Genomic DNA, 19,347 nt, shown 5'->3' with positions numbered 1-19,347 from the left:
TTGTCTTCCCCACCCGGAATTTCGGTCCGGAATTTTTGCGATCTGCGCCTTGGCGTGCTCTTTCCCGCTGGTTCCGGCGATCACCTGCATCCTGACGCCACCCCCGAACCGGACAGACATGCGGGCGACGGAATGGAGACCTGCGGGACCTGCGACGGTTGCCGGCCGATATCTGCCGGCACACCGTCCAGGCGCCTGCCCGCCACCGTTGGCCTTGCAGGCTGGAGGGGTGCGCCAGCCGACGCGGGCGACGGGATACTGACTGCAGCAACGGGTGGAAGCGGCTGTGGTTCCGGCTGGGCGGGCGGCGCAACGGCAGCCGTGCGACGAACGGGCCGGGGGGGCACGCTCGCGGTCACCTCGCTGCCGGGCCGCATCGGCACCTCATCCGCTTTTATGGGATAGACCGGATGGCCCGGACGCCCGAGATTTCTATCCACCGCCTGCGGCGTGCCGTAAGGGTTCCAGCTGGGCGAGGCATAGGTGCCGGTGATCGTGTAATTATACATGACCGCCAGCAGCCGCTCGACGCTGGCGCCCGACTGGCAAAGGCGCAGCCGCACCTTGATGCGCCCGAGATTGCGGAAATCCTGCCGCATGCTTTCCGGCGAGCGTATGTCCTGCCAGCCATAAAGGCAGGTATCGTCGCCACGGCCGCTGCCGGCGGCATAGGAGAACGCGCCATAACCGTTCTGCAGGTAATTTGCCGACATGGCGATATTTTCGCCCGGAAACTCGGCGCGGATTTCCCTCGCGACGGAAGATGCCTTGAAACCGGTGAAAGCCAGAGCGTCGCCATCGGTATCGCCAGCCTGTTGCGGACCGAAAAACTCCGCCTTGATATAGTTCTGCCCGGGCGTCGTGGCTTCAGAGCGCAAAATGACCTGCTGCGCCACCGCGTTGGAATAGGTGCGGTTGACCACGGTAACGATTTCGGGACCGCCGGGTGGCGGGAAAATCAGCGCCTCGGAAGGAGGCAACATCTGCGCGCCCCCGAACGACCGAACGCCCGCGGGAGTATTGCAGCCCGAAAGAACCGCAACGGAGAACAGCAATGAAGTAAAGGCAGAAAATCTCACTGCCTTGCGCCCCTTTATTTCCCCAACGCCGCCCAGGTTAAAAGGAGACCGAATCACTAATGACCAGACCATTGTTACGAAATACGGGAGGGCACCAAATAAGCAATACGAAATTTAGGAAGTATCAAACTCGCGTTGTAATTTCTGACATTTTGGTCTTTCGAATCAACGGCGTGCATCGACCGACCGATGAGACGGCGGAACCGACTGCGTTGTTATCGGTTAGTTTGGATAGAGATCGATAATTTTTACGGTTGCAGCGCAATATGTCCCATGGTCTACTTGGCTCCATAATGACGTATTTTTATTGGTCCATTTTTTATTCAACTGTAAAAACAGAGAGTTGACGCATGACCTTGCCATTTCCGAGCATTTCGCAGACGCTTGCCGAAGAGATCGGAAGATTACGCAAATGGCTGGATGAGGACGCCCTTCCCCTGTGGTGGGAGGCGGGTTCAGCCCGGCCGGATGGCGGCTTTTACGAACGTCTCGGCCAGGATGCCAAACCGGTTTTTTCCGATGACCGACGCGCCCGCGTGCAGCCGCGCCAGGCCTATTGTTTCGCCGCCGCCGGGCAGCATGGCTGGCAGGGACCGTGGAAAGACGCGCTCCTGCACGGGCTTTCCTGGTTCGAGAAGGTCTACCGCCTTGAAAACGGCCTTTACGGCAACCTTGCCGACCAGACGGGCCGGCTGATCGATCCCTCCTTCGATCTCTACAATCAGGCCTTTGCGCTGTTTGCCGCCGCACAGGCGGCTGCAAGCCTTCCCGAACGCCGGGACGAGATGCGCGGCCGGGCGCTCGATATCCTTGCCATCCTTGAACGCGATTACAAACATCCGGTCGCCGGCTTCGAGGAAGCAAACCCGCCGCGCACGCCGCTCTGCTCCAATCCGCACATGCATCTCTTCGAGGCGATGCTGGCTTGGGAAGTGCAGGACCCGGACGGCCCGTGGTCGGCGCTGGCCGACGAGATCGCCGATCTTGCGCTTAACCGCTTCATCGATGGCGGCAATGGCGGCTTGCGCGAATTCTTCACCCATGACTGGACACCGCATGACAGCGACAAAGGCCGGATCATGGAACCCGGCCACCAGTTCGAATGGGCCTGGCTTCTGGTGCGCTGGGGCAGCCTGCGTGGAAACGACGAAGCGATCGGCAAGGCAAAACGCCTGTTCGAGATCGGCGAGGCCTACGGCATCTGCCCGCGCCGCAAGGTGGCGGTGATGAGCCTCTACGACGATTTTTCGGTGCATGACGGGCTGGCGCGGCTATGGCCGCAGACGGAATGGCTGAAGGCTTCGGTGCGGCTTGCGAGCGTCACGGGCGGCGAGGAGCGTCAGCGTTACCTCGCCTCCGGTCTCAGCGCCATCGGCGCGCTGCAGCCTTTCCTCGACACGCCGGTCAAGGGCCTGTGGTTCGACAAATGGCCGGCCGACAGGCCGATGCTCGACGAGCCGGCCCCGGCAAGCACGTTTTATCACATCGTCTGCGCCATATATGAGGCAGAGGCCGTGCTGGCGGCGGTCAACTAATATTGGACCACCGGACGAGCGGCATCGCCGCTCGCCGGTTTTCGGCGTCGATCAGACCTTAGCCGGGCGCACGACGCGCCAGTCCGGTCTGCCGAGATTGTGCGGCCAGGGGTGAACATCCTTGTCGTTAAAATAGACGACCTCTTCCAGCTTCGGAAAATCCGCCTGTTTCAGCGTCACATCATTCATCCACGGACGAACATAGGAATCGCCACCTTCATAACCCAGTTCGGCAACCCAGACCGGCTTGTTGAAGGTTTCGACAAGTCCATAGCCCTTGCGCAGCAGATCGGTGAAGGTCTTCGGTCCGCCATATTCGATCTTGTCGTACTCCTCGAGACCGAAGACCGAGAGGCCCACCAGATCGGCGTAGCTGTCACCTGGGTAGTAGGCCTGCAGACCGTCCAGACCTTTCGGTGACCACATCACCTTCACGCTGGGAACCGCCTTGCGGGTCATGTCCACCATGCGTTTATACGCCGTGATGTAATCACGCGGGTTCCAGCCCGACCACGAGAAGCGGCCGGACGTGTCTTCCATTTCCTGTCCCCAGCGCAGGATCAGCGGACTTTTCATCGCCGACATGCGTGCGGCGATCGCCTGCATGTTCTGGTCATAGTCGCCTCTCATCACCTTGCGGCGCAACTCGTCGGAGGTGAGCCGCCAGTTAACGTCCCAAGACCAGGGTTCTACGGTGATCAGCACGTTGCGCTTGCGCTCCAGAGCGTAGGCATCCGCAAGTGCGAGACTGTCGAGATCCACGTCTTCCCAGGGCAGGAACAGATGTTCCGTCGCCACCCCGGTCTGGGCCGTAAAATCGCCGTGCGGATCGTATGCGCCGAAGCGGATGCCGTCCGCATGCAATGTCGGTCTTTTGTCGGCAAGTGTCTTCATGCCCGTCGACGTCATGGGGGCGACACCCTGTGCGTCGAGCTTGAGCACCGGATACATGCCGGCGGTAAAGGCTGCGGCGGCACCACCTGCGAACAGAAGTTTTCTTCTTGTTATCTGCATGACACCTTACTCCCTACCTTGTTGCCGTCATCGCCTTGTCGTAAGCGGCGATCTGCGGCGTGACATCGTCCTTGCGGACGAGCTTGAGGAATTCATCGCCAGGGCGTGGCGGGTTGTGCCGGAACACGTACCATGGCCCGCCCTGCTTGCGCTGGTAGAGCACCTTGCCAATGCGACCGTGGTCGAAGCAGGTATCGGCCTTGCCGTTTCCTGCCGCGCTTTTCCAGGTGGCGCGCATGCACAGGGTGCCGTTGGCATCGACGGTCCAGCGGCCTTCACCGATGGACTTCTTGCCCTTTTCTTCCGTTGCGGCGATGAATTTGCGGTCTTGGGCGATGAAGCGTCCACCGCCCGTTTCCCATTTCCAGGTCTTGTCGAAGTACATGTCCACGACTTCGCTGGTTCTGAGCGGTTTCGGCGTCTTCGTGCCGCCTGCAGCGTGGACCGCGCTTGGCACGACCACCGCAAGACAGAGTACGAAAGCGGAGAATCCGCATTTGCTTATTGTTGTTTTCATCACAGCCTCCTCCTTCATTGTCCGACCCTATTGTCGGCCAGCATGATCTCTCCGGTCGCCACCGCGGGCGGCGGCGCCACGATGGGTTCCGCCTGCATTTCCTGCGGTCCGCGCAGTCCCGGTACGGTGATGCGCAGTTTCAGACGCACCGATCTCGCACCTTCCACGCCCGCACCGGCGACCGTGAACCGCGTTTCGGTAAAACTGACATAGGGCTGCCCGTGCGACAGGGCCTCCAGCCCGCCGATCGCATGGGAGCTGAGCTGTACGGCACTGCCCGCCACCAGCAGCAATGAACAGGCGGCGGCAGTCGCTCCCCCGCGCAATGCCGGCAGCTTTGGCAAGCCGTTTTCCATCGCATGGCGGATGAGCAGAAACACCGAAAGGCCCGCATAGATCGCCACATTGATGGCGGCGAAGACGAAGAAACCCTCCGCCCCGTTTTCCTGCGGCGCCAGAACCATGGCCACGAGGCTGAGCGCCGCCAGAAGAATGTAAGGCGCGACTACCCTCAGCGGCAGCGGCGGTTTTGCCTGCGTGCCCTTGGGGGTGATGCGGAAATCGACGAAATCGCCACGGATCGTATCGCGTATCGCCGCCAGCACGCCCATCAGCGACCAGGGCCAGCGCAGGAACAGAAATACCATGGCCTCCCAGCTGAAGAGCTTCGCATCATGCGGGCGGAACGCGCCCGTGGCCCGCCAGAAGAAGGCAAACACGATCATGATCAGCGAAACCGGCAGGAAATGCGCCAGAAATGCCGGATAGGATGCGTTAACCAGCACATCGCCGCGTATCAGCGCAACGGCGGGAAGCACGAACATCAGCGCCATGAAGCCGGAAAACAGCGGATACCAGAGCTGCGAAAACAGGAACTGGAACTTCAGCCGCGGCGGCAGCTTCGGCACATAGTGCCTTGAATATTGCAGCAGAATGGTCATCAGGCTGCGCGACCACTGGAATTCCTGCACGATGAGATCGGCAAAGGTCACCGGCCCGTCGCCATGGGCGATGGCGTTGACGGCGTGAACGCCGCGCCAGCCGCCGGCGTTCATCAGAAGCGTGGTGGAATGATCCTCGGCAAGCTCCGGCCCAAGGCCGCCGACCTCCCGCAGGGCTTTCGTGCGCACGGCATAATGAGAACCGATGCAGAGCGGCGCCCAGCCATTATTGTAACCCAGTTGCAGCGCGCCATGCAGGCTCGCCTCGGCATAAAGCCTGCCGCGCGCCGCCCAGCTCTGGTCAGCATTGGCATCGCAGATGCTCGGGGCCGAAACATATCCAACCTTCGGATCGGCAAAGGGACGAATGATCTCGCGCAGATAATCCGGTTCCGGCACGTGATCCGCATCGAACTGGGCGACGAAATCATAACGCTTGTAACCGTAGTGATCGTAGAAATAAGCGAGATTGCCTTCCTTGCAGCGTGTGCGCCGCGGCCAGGTCTTGCGGTGATACTCGGCGACACCCTGTCGGGTAGAAACGAAAACGCCGTGCGCGCCACACCATTTCAGCGTTTGCGCATCCGGAGCCTCGTCGGCCAGCCAGACGTCGAATTCCAGACCCTTCTGCTCCAGCATGGCCAGCAGCGTCTTTTCCACCACGGCAAAGGGTTCCGATGGCGCCTTGGTGACGACCATCGCCACCCTGCCCCGCGGCAGAGGGGAGCGCCGGTCGACAACCTTCGCGTTCAGAAAAATGAAGATGAAATAGGATGGCAGAAGCGTGATCCACGCGAGCGTTATCGTAACGACGGTATAATAAGGCCAGTCGATGACGCGATCGCGGTCGAGCCACCAGATCCAGAAATAAGCGAGCGTCACCAGCCAGCCGCCAATACCGAGAAGATAGGCCATGCGGTTCCAGCCGGCAAAGACCGGCAGCATCCGCAGATCGCTGGCGACTGCGACCGCCCGGGTCGACGGAACGAAAGAGGTGGAACGGGCTTTCATGACCGCACCTCCAGTCCGAAACCGGGACCTGCCGTCCGGATGATGGTGTCGATATCCGAACGCTTCGGTATAAAACCGAGTGTTTCTTCCGCACGTTTGATATCTGCGAACAGGGCTGGCGGATCTCCGGCGCGCCTTGCGCCGAAATGCACCGGAACTTCCTGCCCCGTCACGCGGTGGATCGCCCGGATGATATCGCCGACCGATGTACCGTGACCGGAACCGAGATTGACGCGCAGCGTCTCTCCGCCCTCGGCAAGATAATTGACGGCAGCCACATGGGCATCGGCCAGATCGCTGACATGGATATAATCGCGAATGCAGGTGCCGTCGCTGGTGTCGTAATCCGCCCCGAAGACATCCAGTTGCGGAAGCCTTGCGGCAGCCGCCATCAGTGCCCGCGGGATCAGATGGGTTTCAGGTTCATGGCGCTCGTAAAGCTCACCGTCCGGGTCGGCCCCGGCGGCATTGAAATAACGCAACGCCACGAAACGCAGACCGTAGGCAGCGGCATAATCCTCCAGCGCCATTTCGAAGATCAGCTTCGTGCGCCCGTAAGGATTGACCGGCATTTGCGCCGTTTCCTCACGGATGGGCAATTGCGGCGGCACGCCATAGGTGGCGCAGCTTGAAGAAAACACCAGCCCGCCGATATTCTGGTCGAGACAGGCATCCAGCAGCGCAAGACTGCCGCCGACATTGTTGCGGTAATATTTGCGTGGATCCTCGACGGACTCACCGACATAGGCGTTGGCGGCGCAATGGATGACGAAGGCCGGCGAGAACTCCTTGAGCGTGGCTTTCAAAAGGCCACGATCCAGAATGTCGCCCTCGATGAAGGGACCCCAGCGAACCGAATCCGCGTGACCCGTCGAGAGATTATCGTAAGCGATAGGCTTGAAGCCGGATTGGGCCAGCGCCTTGCAGATGTGGCTGCCTATGAATCCGGCCCCGCCCGTGACGAGGATTGTGCGAGGCATCTCATACGGCCTCCGCCACAGCCTTACCGGCCAGCAATGCATCGAAATAGACGATGGTTTTTTCCAGGCCGATTTCGAGCGGCACGCGCGGCTGCCATCTCAACAGTTCCTTTGCCCGCGAAATATCGGGGCGGCGCTGCTGCGGATCGTCGATCGCGGCTGGCAGATGCACGATGCGCGAACGGGAACCCGTCATGCGGATGACGATATCGGCGAGCTGCCGCACCGGAATTTCGCTCGGGTTGCCGAGATTGATAGGCCCGGTGCAATCCTTCGGTTTGGTCGAGAAGCGCAGGAAACCGTCGATCAGGTCATCGACATAGCAGAAGGAACGGGTCTGGCTGCCATCACCGTAAATGGTGATGTCGGTGCCCTTCAGCGCCTGGACGATGAAGTTCGAAACCACACGCCCGTCATCGGGTCGCATGCGCGGCCCATAGGTGTTGAAGATGCGTCCCACCTTGATATCGACACCGAAGCTACGGTGATAATCGAAAAACAGCGTTTCGGCGCTGCGTTTCCCTTCATCGTAACAAGCTCGCGGCCCGATTGTATTTACATTGCCGAAATAGGTTTCCGGCTGCGGATTGACGTGCGGATCGCCATAGACTTCCGATGTCGATGACTGCACGACGGTTGCACCGCATCTGCGCGCCACTTCCAGTACATTGACCGCCCCCAGGACATTGGTGAGCAGCGTGCCGACCGGATCGCGCTGATAGTCGGGCGGTGAAGCCGGCGAGGCGAAGTTGAAGATCAGCGAGACATCGATGTCATAGGGTTTGCGCACATCGTGCTCGACCAGCAAAAACCGCTTATTGTCCCGCAAATGCGCCACATTCGCGGTGCGTCCGGTCGAAAGATCGTCGAGACAGATCACCTCGTGGCCGCAGCTCAACAGGCGTTCGCAAAGATGGGAACCGAGAAAACCGGCACCGCCATTGACGAGAACGCGTTGGCCAGGTCTCCATTCGGAGTAGATGGTGACGCCGTTGTCGTGTTCGTTGGGAACGAAATTACGCATTACACACTCCTCCCCATGAGGAATCAGCGCAGCTGATTCATCTAAACTGGATCAAACTCCCGATTGTACGATATATTGAATATCAGCCTCCGGTTTTTACTTCTTCTGGAGGTTTAATATTTCGGTCAGATAAATTTCAACTTTCATGATAGGCGCAGAAGAAAACAGGTCAACTTCATTTTATCAAAATATTACAATTGATTACCCAAAATTACTCAAAATAGCCCCTTGATTTAATACTTTTTAACTATGCCTCTATTATGCCTTTCTTATTGAGCATTAGCGCAAGCTTCGCTCAACCAGTCGGGGCTATCCTGGTTTTGTAAGGCTCGGTCCACCGGGAACAAAACCGCCCGGCGAGATGCGACAGACAGTCGATTTCAGGGGACACACATGACGAATGAAATGCCTTATTCTCATAGCGGCAAAGCAGCCCGCCATTGTCGCTTCGCGCTTGTTGCCGCAGCACTTGTAACTTTCACCTTCGCGACGGCTTCATGCTCCGTGGTCGAAGACGCCGTTCTGATCAAGACCGCGTCGGCCAATACCGCCACGACCAAAAGCAGGGTCGTTCCGGCGAAGGCGTCCTACGGTTATCAAAAAACCGGCAACGCGGCCGTTACGCTTGTTGCCGATGCCTCGGGCACACCCGCAGCATCGCGGCAGTTCTACTCGGGCTCCTCTCCCTACATCTGCTCACCGAGCGGATTCGGGCAGAAATCCCGCTGCTTCCTGAGGCCCTGAGCCTCCTGGAGAAATACCGGAGGGAACTGGCGTTAGGACGGCCCTAGCCGCCCTGACGCTCAGTTCTTCCAGCCGCCGGAGAACGTCGTGTCTTCATCTTTGTTGAAGAAGCGCGACGCCGCCTCCGTGCGGTTGCGCACGTTCATTTTCTTATAGATATTGCGAACGTGAACCTTGACGGTGTTCTCGGACAAATGCAGCCGATCAGCGATGATCTTGTTTTGCGTTCCCTTGCAAAGCAGGTCGAGGATTTGCACCTCGCGTGTCGTCAGCGCCGCCACGTCGCCCCTGCTTGCGGCAAGGGCATCCGCGCGGTTGGCGATCACGGCATTGCTTTGAACGCTCTTGCTGTTGACCGAAGGCGAATAGGGCGTGAGCTTGCCGAGAAGAGCGGCAGGAAAATGTTCCCCGCCCTTCATGAGCAGATCGACAGCCGCCATGAAAACATCGAGCCTGAGATTGAGCGGCAGCACGCCATCGATGACGCGCATTCCCACCAGCCTTTTCAGCGGCTCCTCGAATTTATCGATGGTTTCGACGACGAGCGCGATCGGCGCATCGGGATGTTTTTCCCGAACCTCCGAAAGAACGGTATGAAGACGGTCCCCCGACATCCTGTAAGGCAAAACCAGCCGTACATTGTTACCGTAGTCGTCCTCGATGCCCGCCGAGGACCTTACGCTCACTACCGCGAATGTGGGGAACTTTTTGCCCAGCGCCTCCATGAGGCACTCGGAAAACAGGTCCGGATCCGCTATGACCAATAAAGTTCCATTTATAGGAGCAACGGCGTTTTTTTGTTTTGCCGCATAATCTGACGTTCCCATGAACATTGACGCCTCCCTCAAGCGCTTACGCATTACTTTCTTTTGGTTGTGCAGTCTGTCGTCCGCCGGTTATCTTTCCCCTGAATACTTGGGGGCGATTCTCCGCTTTAGGCCATGTCAATTATCATTAATTACCCGTTAATTAACACACGCTAATACGAAAAGCTGTGTAAATAAATGGCCCAAACGGGTTATTTTTTACAATTGACATACAAAATAGGTTAAACCGAGATAGAATCATTCATTCTGTAACCGCTGCAAAAACAAACACATCGGAAAAGCTTTCGCTGTGGTTTTGCCTTCCGGGAAAATATAACTTTTAGTTGATATCCCTTTACATAGCTCGCCGGCGAAGCACGCTGCAGCCTGTTCCTTTTCGGGATAAAGGCCTTTTTCCACCGAAATAAACCATGTTTCTCGAAAACACCGCCTTGCCCTGACGAAGCGGCATTTTTTTGAGGCCAGACCGGCGAAACGACCCGCCGGACACCCCCTCCGACATATATATTCGGGTAAAACGCCGATATGTTTAACCCGAATTGATATCTAGGAAGCGCAATTTTTCTACGGCACAGTCGGACCGTCGCTGAACGGCGGCCGATGGAAAGACAACTCCGGCCTTGACGTGTGTTTGAAAAACGCCGGTCCCTTTTCAAGAAAACATGCAAGCGAAAAGACGAAGCCACCGCGCTCTCCTTATGGAGCGAGGAACGGATTTGTGCGCCGTTTTACCGAGTAGCGCACAAGGGCTGAACGAAAAGAGCCCGATCACGGGCCACTACCGAACCGCAGATGATGCGTACCGAGTGCATCTGCAAAACATCAATCTTCATGCTACCCGGGGCAAGCGCGAAAAAATCCCGTTTGAGATGAGAGGGATTTCGAAAGCTGCTCCGAGCTTTTTCGGAGGAAATCGAAATGGGTTATGATCACAAGGCATCCGGCGACGAGATCACCAAGATCGGCGCGCTTTCCGATGGTTTCGCCAACACGTCTACCAATGACGCCAAGGTGGAAGACAGCAACGTCGGCACCGCAAACGGTGAAAACCGCAACAACGACAACAGCGACAACAGCACCAATGTGGATGTTGACGCCAAGATCGATGTTGAAGCCAATAACGGTGACAATCGCGACAACGACTATGACTGGAGCTATGACAGCAAGTCCTATAGCGACAACGACACGACCACCAAGACCAGTACCGAAACCAACACCGATATCAAGGTCGACTACGACTGGAGCTATGAAAGCAAGTCGTACAGCGACAACGACACCAATGTGAAAACGATCACGGATACGGACACAAAGACGTCCAACTATTCCGACAACGACACCTCCACCAAGACCACGACGACCTCCGACAGCTTCAACTCCGCAGACAGTTTCTACAAGTCGGATGACGACTTCGGCAACATCACTGGCGTCAAGGATGTCGGCAATCTCGGCATCGCCGGCGGAGACCTCACCTTCAACCTGGGTGACGACTTCTCGTTCACTCTCGATGTCGACAATATCCTCAACGGCTCGCTCAACGGCGAAGGCAACGACACCGGCTTCAGCATGGTGCAGGCCAACCACCTGGCAGACCAGGATGAGGCCTACGACATCAAGATGCAGAATGGCGGTGCGGAAAACCACCTGAGCGCCAATGCCGGTGACGCCTATGGCGCCGAGGGCATCGACGGCAAGGGATGGGATCTCAAGGCCGGCGACGACGCAGCAGGTACCAGCACTGCGGATGCATCGGCAATCCTTGCAAATTCCGGCTTCCATCTGGAACTGGTGCAGGGCGCCAACATGCTCTCCAACGCAGTTGATGTCACGATCACAGGCGGTAACTCGCATGTGTCTGATGTCGGTGAGGATCACTCCTGATAACCACCTCTTGACGAAAAGAGCTGCACCGGCACCCGCCGGTGCAGTTCGCGGTTGAAGGACCGGGGTTGCGTAAAACGAAGCACCGCCTCCAGGACGTGTGCCATCCGCAACCTTAAGGCTCTGCCGCGATGATCAGGGAGGGACCTCCAATGCATATCGACAAGATTTCGGACATGATTGCGCATTTCATCGGCCTGTTCGACACGGTGATCGAAGAAGCGCGTCTGAGAGCCAACTATACCGAAGGCCCGGCGCATTCCAATCCGGACCATTTGCCGGACGATGAAGCAGCAAAGCTGCTCGACAGGAACTATGACGTTGCGCTCAAGGACTATGATCCTGGTGTCAACTACCGCGCCGGCTATTATGATCTCGATTATCTGCAGCCGCATTTCGCGCGCATGGTCGAACACGACATGCAGCGGCTCGCAGATGCCATCCCTGTCGATATTTCCGGCGTCAATTTCCGTTTTCCCGGCCGTCTTTCCTTTGAGGAGGAATATGAACTGGTGGTTCACACCGGTCCCGGTTCGGTTATCGCGCATGTGGCGCAGGTCAATATTCTTCAGGACGACGACTATCTGAACATGACGGACGGCCCCTATGTGTGGCGCGACACGAGCTTCGTCACCGAACGCACCGTCGAGTTCTACAATGAAGCGTCCGTCTTCACGCCTTTCGCCGGTTTCCAGCGCACCGACAGCTACGACGCCCTGCAGGCGCTCGCCAAATCCGCGCACGACTATATCGACCATGCCCGCGAAAACGACGTGACGTCGCTCGGCACCGGTGCGGATCAGGATTTCGTTCTGGCCGGCAATGACATCGACGGGCTTTACATCAATGGCTCGATAGCCAGCGAAAAGCCAATGCTCGACGACTACATGCCCGATCGCGGTATCGCCAAGCCGGCGGAAGAGCCGGAAAAGAGCGATGTTTCGCTGCATGAGGACAGCCCTGCCGGCAACAGCCTCGATGTCGCCGCAGGCGCCAATGTCGTCGCCAACATCGCCACCCTGGTCAATACCGGCGTCATGACGTCGGTAACGGCCGTCATGGGCGACTATCACCAGATCGACGCGATCACACAGGCCTATATCTATAGCGACCGGGACGAGATCGACTCCGTTTTCACGCGGTCGGAAGATCAGGCGGCGACGGCAGCCTTCAATATCGCCAGCTTCGAGCGCAGCGTCTATCCGGGCGCGGAAAACACGGAGAACAGCAGCCAGGAAAACGGCGAACCGCCGATATTTCCCACCGCCTGGCGCGTCAGCGTGCTGGAAGGCGACGTTTCCTTCGTGCACTGGATCGAGCAATACCAGTTCGTCAGCGACAACGACACGCTGACGATAACGACCTCGGGCGCCACCGTAAGCCTGCTGACAGGCGGGAACGCCGCGCTCAACATTGCGAATTTCCTCGGCATCGGCATGCAATACGACCTGATCATCGTCGGCGGCAATGTGCTGGACATGAACATCATCAGCCAGATCGCCGTGCTTTACGACAATGACTGGGCGCGCGCCAATCCCGATGCGCCGGAAGGCGCCACCATCCAGTCCGGCAACAACCTGCTGTGGAACGACGCCGCCATTCACAATGTCGGCAGCAACGACCGTTTCGAAACCATGCCGGACTATATGAACCAGACGGTGAACGCCATCAACGAGCGCGATCCCAACATGCCGGATGCGCTTGCCCATGACGTCAATTTCGTCGGCTATGAGGGTCTGAACGTCCTCTATATCACCGGCAATCTCTACGATGTCAGCATCATCAAACAGGTAAGCGTGCTCGGCGATTCCGACGATGTGACGCAGGCCGCCGCCAAGGTCCTCGAAAATAATGAGGGCGCCACCATTCATATCGATACCGGCAGCAACGCCGTGGTCAATCTGGCGCAGATCGTCGACTACGACAGCTTCGGCTCGACCACCTATGTCGCCGGCGGCGTCTATTCCGATGCCATACTGATACAGGGCGGCATCATCGAAAACGACACCTCGCAACCCCAGCAAGGCCAACTGGCGAACGAGGTCATCGCCTTTCTTCACGACGATCCCGCCACCATCGAAAACGAATCCAATGGCGTCATCAATGCCGGTCACGACCTGTCATGGTCGAACGGGCATTCGGCCGACGTCATGCAGGCGGTGACCGCGTAGATTTGGCTGGCGGGGCGGTAACCGCGTCCCGTCACGGCCGAACCGCAAACACCGTGAGATCACCGAGGGGACAAATATAAAATGGATCATATTTCTAGAAAAACCATTGCCGACGGACGCTCGCTGGACTTGCCGCTGGATCAGGACGCGGAAGACAGCAAACTGACGGACGCCTGTATTTCAGCAATCAATGAAGCCGTCGAAAACCTGCGCCAATTATCCGGCGCGGAACAAGCGGCAAAAGAAGTTTCCACCCCTGCACAGACCGCCTCCCCACAAGTTCTCTCCCAACCGCATGCAAAAACGGAGCAGGCGGAAGAGTTGCGGGATGTTCCCGCAGAAAGGCCGGCACCGCAACGGGACCGGCAACCCGCCTCCCCGCCGGAACCGCAGGCCAAGATTGACAATGCCGACCTGCCTTTCGTCAAGACCATCGACAATAATGACGGACCGATCCGTGAAAACGAACGCCGGCCGGTGACGGGCGGCGGCGGCAAGGAGCCGACGGACAATGGCGGTGGCGGCGGTGGTGGCGGCGGCGGTGGAAGCCAGAGCGGTTTTCACAAGCGCAGCGAGCCGATCAATTTCGCCGCAAGCCTTGCCAAGGGCATCGCCGCCGTGCGGCGCAACATGGTGGTGGTGATGCTGTTCACGGTCGCCATCAATGTCCTGCTGCTCGCCATTCCGCTTTATCTGTTCCAGATTTCCGACCGGGTGCTGACCAGCCGCTCGATGGATACGCTGGTGATGCTGACGGTCGCCGTCCTTGGCGCGGTTCTGCTGCAGGCCTTCATGGACGCCATCCGCCGCTTCATCCTGATGCGCACCGCCGTCGAACTCGAGGTACAGCTTGGCGCGCCGATCCTGTCTGCCGCCGCCCGCGCCTCCCTGCATGGCAGCGGCAAGGACTACCAGACGCTGCAGGATCTGCAGCAATTGCGCTCCTTCCTCACCTCCGGCACGCTCATCGCCTTTCTCGATGCGCCGCTGATGCCGCTCTTCATCGTGGTGGTCTATCTCGTCCATCCACATCTCGGCATCATCATCATGGTCTGCTGCGCCGTGCTGTTCGGCATCGCCTGGCTGAACCAGCGCTTCACCGCAAGACAGTTTTCCGAGGCTTCCGGTTATTTGAGCCGCGCCAATTTCCACCTCGATTCCATGTCGCGCAATTCGCAGATCATCAATGCGCTCGCCATGATCCCCGAAGCGGTGAAGATGTGGGGCCGCGAAACCGCAGGCTCCCTAAAATCGCATGTGGCGGCGCAGGATCGCAACATCATGTTCTCCGGCGTTTCCAAGGCGGCGCGTATGATTACCCAGGTGGCGCTGCTCGGCTGGGGCGCGCATCTGTCGCTATCCGGCGAACTGACCGGCGGCATGGTGATTGCAGCCTCCATCATTTCCGGTCGGGCGCTGGCGCCCATCGAAGGCGCCATAGAAGGCTGGCACCAGTTCAACAAATCTGCCGCCTCCTATGGCCGCATCAAGCAGCTTCTCATCAATTCGCCGCTGAACTTCCCCCGCCTGCGCCTACCCAATCCGGAAGGGCGTCTCGATGTGGAGCGCATCCTCTTCGTGCCGCCGCCGCAGAAGAAAGTGATTTTGAATGGCATTTCCTTTTCGCTGAAAAAGGGAGAGTCGCTCGCCATCATCGGCAATTCCGGCTCCGGCAAGACGACGCTCGGCAAGATGCTGGTCGGCTCCATCCTGCCCACGTCAGGCAATGTGCGCCTCGATCTCATGGATCTGCGCAACTGGGACCAGCGACAATTCGGTGAAAGTATCGGTTATCTGCCACAGGACGTCCAGCTTTTCCCCGGCACCATCAAAGCCAATATCTGCCGCATGCGCGACGATATCGAGGACCGGCAGATCTACGAGGCCGCGGTGCTGGCCGATGTGCACGAGCTGATCGCCGGTTTCCCGCAGGGCTATGAAACCGTGGTCGCCGCCGATGGCGCACCGCTTTCCGGCGGCCAGAAACAGCGCATCGCGCTTGCCCGCGCCTTTTTCGGCGATCCGAAATTCGTGGTGCTGGATGAGCCGAACTCCAATTTGGATACGCAGGGCGAACAGGCGCTGGCCAAGGCGCTGCTGCATGCCAAAAGACAGGGCATCACTACCGTCACCATCACGCAGCGGCCGGCGCTGCTTCAATGCGTCGACAAGATCATGGTGCTGAAGGACGGATCGGTCGCCATGTTCGGCGAAAGAATGGACGTGCTGAAGGCGCTTTCCGGCAATGGCCGCCAGGCCAACCAGTCCCCGCAGATCGAGGGTTGAGAACCGTCATGTTCAAGAAGAAAAACGCCATTGCCGAAGTCAAACCCCAGGGCCAGCTCGAATGGTACAGCGAGGTGCCGCGCTCGATCCGCCTGCATAGCTCGATCGGTCTTGCCGTGCTGCTCGCCTCCTTCGGCGGTTTCGGATTCTGGGCCGGAACCGCACCGCTCTCCTCCGCCATCATTGCCCAGGGCAGTTTCGTCGCCACTGGCAACAACAAGGTGGTCCAGCATCTGGAAGGCGGCATCATCAAGGAAATGATGGTCAGCGAAGGCGATACGGTCAAGGAAGGCGACGTTCTTCTGACGCTGGACAAAACGACGGCGCTTGCCAACGAGCGCATGTTGCAGTTGCGGCGGCTTCGCCTCGAAACCATCGTGGTGCGCCTGCGCGCCGAGGCGCAGGGCGCAAAAAGCTTCAAGGTGCCTGATATCGTCATGAAGGAAGCCGGCGATCCGGATATCAATTCCATCATCCAGAGCCAGAACATCGTGTTCCACAGCAAGCTCATCAAGCTTGAGGAACAGATGAACCTGATCGACAAGAATATTCGGTCGCTGGAGTTCCGCTATGCGGGCTATGACGGCCAAAAACAGTCCTTCGACCGGCAATTGGCGCTTTTGACACAGGAGCGCGACTCCAAGGAGCGGCTCGCCAAGGACGGCGTCATCCGCAAGACCGACATGCTGGCGCTGGAGCGCGCCATCGCCGACGCCATGGGCGATATCGCACGGCTGAGCGGCGAAATGAACCAGAGCGAGGCGGAAATCGCCAAGTTCCGACAGGAAGCGGTCATTGCCGTCAACGCCAACAAACAGGCGGCGCTCGATGCGCTGGAAACCGCCGAATCCGATCTGGACAGCGTGCGCGAACAGGTGCGTGGCGCCGCCGAAGTGCTGGAGCGCACCGTCATCCGCTCCCCCGTCAACGGAACCGTGGTGCGCGCCTATTATCATACACCGGGCGGCGTCATCACCACCGGCAAGCCGATCATGGAAATCCTGCCCGCTCATGTGCCCCTTATTCTGGAGGCGCAGGTGCTGCGAACCTCCATCGACCAGCTGCATGAGGGGCAGACTGCCGCGATCCGCCTTTCGGCGCTCAACCGCCGCACCACACCGGTTCTGAACGGCAAGGTCTTTTACGTTTCAGCCGACAGCATCGAGGAAAATGCCGGCCTTCAGGTCAAGGACGTCTATATCGTGCGGGTGCAGATACCCGACGAGGAAATCGCCAAGGTTCACAATTTCCACCCCGTGCCCGGCATGCCAGCCGACGTGCTGATCCAGACTTCGGAGCGTACCTTCTTCGAATATCTGACCAAGCCCATCTCCGACAGCATGTCCCGTGCTTTCAAGGAAAGATGAAGAAATATCAGTAACCTACACTGTCTTTTCCGCAGCGGTCGGCATATAATATACAAATATGTTTCGTCGGGGCGGGAGAAGCAGCATGGCGGCGATGTCGGATGTATTGCTGCTGGTCGGCAGGCTGAATTACGTGTGGACCAACACGGAAAGCCTGATGATCTATCTGATCGTCCATCTCCTGAAAGTGGAAAAGGAAGCGGCCATCGTCGTGTTCCTGACGCTCAACACCACGCGGGCGCGCATGGACCTGATCGAGCGCCTAGCGAAGCTTCCTTCCACCGATGCGAAGGACCGCAAGACCATCCTCTCCATCATGGCGCGGCTGAAGAAGGAAGCGAAGACGCGCAACAAATATAATCACTGCATCTATTCATTCGACGAAAAAGGCGAAATCGCCAGCACGCAGCTCATGCGGCTGGTGGAGGATGACAGCCAGGTGCGCTACGGCAAGGTGGAGCGCATGGACGAGAAGGAAATCGGACAGCTCGAAAAATCGATCGCCGACATCGTCGAGGTCAGCAAGGACATGTGGAGTTTCATCCACGCCAGTCCGCATGTCTCTGCGGATTATCTCTAAAACACCTCGACTTCGTCATTCCGGCCTTGAGCCGGAATTCCGCCGACGCGGCTTCGCGCGCGGCGAAGACGGGTTCTTTCAGCCCAAGGACTTGGGCTGGCTGGATTCCGGCTCAAGGCCGGAATGACGGAGAGAGAAGCCGCCACGAACCCCAGTTAGGTGAACGCTGCCCTCCGCAGCCCTTGCCGGAAGGCACAGTTTACCAGCTGCGAAATAAAGCAGGAACGAGCCGATCTGGTAGGGGAAGATGATGTCGATCTCCACGAAGGAACGCACGACAAACAGGGCGCAGATCGCAAACAGGATGACGCCCTGCGGATCGCTCTTGCGCATCAGCACCGAGCGCAGATGCCCGAGCAACGTTCCGTAAAGCACCATGCCAAGCAGCAGCATGCCGACAAAGCCGTTTTCCACCACGGTTTCGATATAGGTGTTATGGAAATGGAAGCCGCTGCGGCCGGTAATGAAGAAATCGTTCCACAGCCGTTCGGCATCGGGAAAACCCGCAACCCAGAACCCCTGATAACCGACGCCGAGGATAGGCGTCTGTTTCGCAGCCTCGATGCCCTGCTGCCAGAGGTAAGTTCGGCCGGTCAGCGTCGAATCCTTGCCGAAAATGCCGAGAATGGCATCCAGCAGGCCGAATTGCAGGGATGCAACCGCCAGCAATGCGCCGAGACCACCGAGCACAAAAAACGTCATCTTTCGGTTCGCCGGCGAAAGCATGCCGATGGGGATGAAGCCGATGATGAGCGCGACCACCGCCGCCGTGGTAATAGTGGATGTGGCCGATTGGGACGCAAGGAGGCTATAGGCCGACAGTAGCCCGGTGACGCCGGCAATCGGCAACCAGATGCCCCTTTGCTTGAGCACCAGCACCGATGCGGCGGCAAAAATGACGCCGAGCGAGGCATAAAAGCCGAGCTGGTTCTTGGACGAAAAAGCGCCGACGAAACTATAGGTGCCATCCAGCGCATCGAAGAGATAAATGCCGAACAGCAGCGAATAGAGCAGAACGACGGCGATGCCGATCAGCGCGCCGCGCGTCAGGGTCCGGATTGAGATCACCCGCATCGCGATCAGCGCGCAGACGATATGTGTCATATACTGGATGGAGGCGCGCATGGTCACCGACGCCGCTTCCGACCAGAAGCTGGACAGAACCGTCAAGATGCCGAAGGCGAATATCCAGAGATAGCGCGGATAACTGCCGAGCACGCGCCGGTAATCGACCACCACCAGCGGCAGCCACATGCCATAATAGGCCAGAACCGAGATTTGCCCGAAACGCGACGAGTAAGCGAAGACGAAGAATGACAGCGCAACCGCCGCCATTCCGTAAATCTCATTGCGTTCGGGATCGATCAGCGCCGATTTGGCGATCCGCATTGAA

Annotated in this window: 15 protein-coding genes; 7 read left to right on the top strand and 8 right to left on the bottom strand. The window is 58.5% G+C overall.

Annotated elements, in window-relative coordinates; translation table 11 throughout:
- Positions 1-80 precede the first annotated feature (80 nt).
- A complete protein-coding gene (bcsN, locus tag F3H58_RS08160) occupies positions 81-983 on the bottom strand; it encodes a cellulose biosynthesis protein BcsN (protein ID WP_149741839.1) in 903 nt (300 codons plus the stop codon).
- A gap of 446 nt (positions 984-1,429) precedes the next feature.
- On the opposite strand from bcsN, the gene F3H58_RS08155 reads away from it, so the two are divergent.
- Positions 1,430-2,614, top strand: coding sequence for an AGE family epimerase/isomerase (locus F3H58_RS08155; protein ID WP_149741838.1), 1,185 nt, complete (start codon positions 1,430-1,432; stop codon positions 2,612-2,614).
- Between the two features lie 51 nt (positions 2,615-2,665).
- Here F3H58_RS08155 and F3H58_RS08150 read toward each other — a convergent pair whose 3' ends face one another.
- From F3H58_RS08150 to F3H58_RS08130, 5 genes are read right to left on the bottom strand one after another with little or no spacing between them, the layout of a single operon-like run.
- Positions 2,666-3,628 (bottom strand): glycoside hydrolase family 26 protein, encoded by a 963-nt coding sequence (locus F3H58_RS08150; RefSeq protein WP_065656277.1) that lies wholly within the window; start codon positions 3,626-3,628, stop codon positions 2,666-2,668.
- Positions 3,629-3,641: 13 nt separating this feature from the next.
- On the bottom strand, positions 3,642-4,145 hold the full coding sequence (locus tag F3H58_RS08145) for a DUF995 domain-containing protein (protein WP_003523821.1): 504 nt from the start codon (positions 4,143-4,145) through the stop codon (positions 3,642-3,644).
- A gap of 14 nt (positions 4,146-4,159) precedes the next feature.
- Positions 4,160-6,097 carry a glycosyltransferase family 2 protein gene (locus F3H58_RS08140; protein WP_149741837.1) on the bottom strand — a complete coding sequence of 646 codons (1,938 nt, stop codon included), beginning with the start codon at positions 6,095-6,097 and terminating at the stop codon, positions 4,160-4,162.
- Positions 6,094-7,077: a UDP-glucose 4-epimerase GalE gene (gene galE / locus F3H58_RS08135; RefSeq protein ID WP_149741836.1), complete on the bottom strand. Its 984-nt coding sequence runs from the start codon at positions 7,075-7,077 to the stop codon at positions 6,094-6,096. Before galE ends, F3H58_RS08140 begins: the two co-directional genes overlap by 4 nt.
- Before the next feature lies 1 nt (position 7,078).
- Positions 7,079-8,101, bottom strand: a complete 1,023-nt coding sequence (locus F3H58_RS08130; RefSeq protein ID WP_149741835.1) for a UDP-glucuronic acid decarboxylase family protein — start codon at positions 8,099-8,101, stop codon at positions 7,079-7,081.
- Positions 8,102-8,494: 393 nt separating this feature from the next.
- On the opposite strand from F3H58_RS08130, the gene F3H58_RS08125 reads away from it, so the two are divergent.
- On the top strand, positions 8,495-8,845 hold the full coding sequence (locus F3H58_RS08125; RefSeq protein ID WP_149741834.1) for a hypothetical protein: 351 nt from the start codon (positions 8,495-8,497) through the stop codon (positions 8,843-8,845).
- Between the two features lie 59 nt (positions 8,846-8,904).
- On the opposite strand, the gene F3H58_RS08120 is transcribed toward F3H58_RS08125, so the two are convergent.
- Positions 8,905-9,678 (bottom strand): helix-turn-helix domain-containing protein, encoded by a 774-nt coding sequence (locus F3H58_RS08120; RefSeq protein ID WP_149741833.1) that lies wholly within the window; start codon positions 9,676-9,678, stop codon positions 8,905-8,907.
- A 912-nt stretch (positions 9,679-10,590) separates the two neighbouring features.
- On the opposite strand from F3H58_RS08120, the gene F3H58_RS08110 reads away from it, so the two are divergent.
- The 5 genes from F3H58_RS08110 (at position 10,591) to F3H58_RS08090 (ending at position 17,954) form a co-directional block, all read left to right on the top strand.
- The gene (locus F3H58_RS08110) at positions 10,591-11,550 is read left to right on the top strand and encodes a fibrinogen-binding protein (RefSeq protein ID WP_149741832.1); all 960 of its coding nucleotides are present in this window, start codon (positions 10,591-10,593) and stop codon (positions 11,548-11,550) included.
- Positions 11,551-11,702: 152 nt separating this feature from the next.
- Positions 11,703-13,721 carry a hypothetical protein gene (locus F3H58_RS08105; RefSeq protein ID WP_149741831.1) on the top strand — a complete coding sequence of 673 codons (2,019 nt, stop codon included), beginning with the start codon at positions 11,703-11,705 and terminating at the stop codon, positions 13,719-13,721.
- 81 nt (positions 13,722-13,802) lie between these two features.
- Positions 13,803-16,007, top strand: a complete 2,205-nt coding sequence (locus F3H58_RS08100) for a type I secretion system permease/ATPase (protein WP_149741830.1) — start codon at positions 13,803-13,805, stop codon at positions 16,005-16,007.
- Between the two features lie 8 nt (positions 16,008-16,015).
- Positions 16,016-17,374: an HlyD family type I secretion periplasmic adaptor subunit gene (locus tag F3H58_RS08095; RefSeq protein WP_035262274.1), complete on the top strand. Its 1,359-nt coding sequence runs from the start codon at positions 16,016-16,018 to the stop codon at positions 17,372-17,374.
- Between the two features lie 85 nt (positions 17,375-17,459).
- A complete protein-coding gene (locus tag F3H58_RS08090; protein ID WP_035262271.1) occupies positions 17,460-17,954 on the top strand; it encodes a hypothetical protein in 495 nt (164 codons plus the stop codon).
- A gap of 78 nt (positions 17,955-18,032) precedes the next feature.
- Here the strand turns inward: F3H58_RS08090 and F3H58_RS08085 are convergent, their stop codons facing one another.
- Positions 18,033-19,343, bottom strand: coding sequence for an O-antigen ligase family protein (locus F3H58_RS08085; protein WP_149741829.1), 1,311 nt, complete (start codon positions 19,341-19,343; stop codon positions 18,033-18,035).
- Positions 19,344-19,347: the final 4 nt, after the last annotated feature.

The organism is Rhizobium sp. NFACC06-2 (genome assembly GCF_900101425.1).
GTDB classification, from domain to species: domain Bacteria; phylum Pseudomonadota; class Alphaproteobacteria; order Rhizobiales; family Rhizobiaceae; genus Agrobacterium; species Agrobacterium leguminum.
This window is presented reverse-complemented; position numbering and strand designations above follow the sequence as displayed.

What these genes read in the sequence shown, in the direction of transcription:
- galE (WP_149741836.1), bottom strand. Translation starts at nt 7,077, where the DNA reads ATGCCTCGCACAATCCTCGTCACGGGCGGGGCCGGATTCATAGGCAGC.
- F3H58_RS08100 (WP_149741830.1), top strand. Translation starts at nt 13,803, where the DNA reads ATGGATCATATTTCTAGAAAAACCATTGCCGACGGACGCTCGCTGGAC.
- F3H58_RS08130 (WP_149741835.1), bottom strand. Translation starts at nt 8,101, where the DNA reads ATGCGTAATTTCGTTCCCAACGAACACGACAACGGCGTCACCATCTAC.
- F3H58_RS08150 (WP_065656277.1), bottom strand. Translation starts at nt 3,628, where the DNA reads ATGCAGATAACAAGAAGAAAACTTCTGTTCGCAGGTGGTGCCGCCGCA.
- F3H58_RS08085 (WP_149741829.1), bottom strand. Translation starts at nt 19,343, where the DNA reads ATGCGGATCGCCAAATCGGCGCTGATCGATCCCGAACGCAATGAGATT.
- F3H58_RS08110 (WP_149741832.1), top strand. Translation starts at nt 10,591, where the DNA reads ATGGGTTATGATCACAAGGCATCCGGCGACGAGATCACCAAGATCGGC.
- F3H58_RS08125 (WP_149741834.1), top strand. Translation starts at nt 8,495, where the DNA reads ATGACGAATGAAATGCCTTATTCTCATAGCGGCAAAGCAGCCCGCCAT.
- F3H58_RS08140 (WP_149741837.1), bottom strand. Translation starts at nt 6,097, where the DNA reads ATGAAAGCCCGTTCCACCTCTTTCGTTCCGTCGACCCGGGCGGTCGCA.
- F3H58_RS08105 (WP_149741831.1), top strand. Translation starts at nt 11,703, where the DNA reads ATGCATATCGACAAGATTTCGGACATGATTGCGCATTTCATCGGCCTG.
- F3H58_RS08155 (WP_149741838.1), top strand. Translation starts at nt 1,430, where the DNA reads ATGACCTTGCCATTTCCGAGCATTTCGCAGACGCTTGCCGAAGAGATC.
- F3H58_RS08095 (WP_035262274.1), top strand. Translation starts at nt 16,016, where the DNA reads ATGTTCAAGAAGAAAAACGCCATTGCCGAAGTCAAACCCCAGGGCCAG.
- F3H58_RS08090 (WP_035262271.1), top strand. Translation starts at nt 17,460, where the DNA reads ATGGCGGCGATGTCGGATGTATTGCTGCTGGTCGGCAGGCTGAATTAC.
- F3H58_RS08145 (WP_003523821.1), bottom strand. Translation starts at nt 4,145, where the DNA reads ATGAAAACAACAATAAGCAAATGCGGATTCTCCGCTTTCGTACTCTGT.
- bcsN (WP_149741839.1), bottom strand. Translation starts at nt 983, where the DNA reads ATGTTGCCTCCTTCCGAGGCGCTGATTTTCCCGCCACCCGGCGGTCCC.
- F3H58_RS08120 (WP_149741833.1), bottom strand. Translation starts at nt 9,678, where the DNA reads ATGTTCATGGGAACGTCAGATTATGCGGCAAAACAAAAAAACGCCGTT.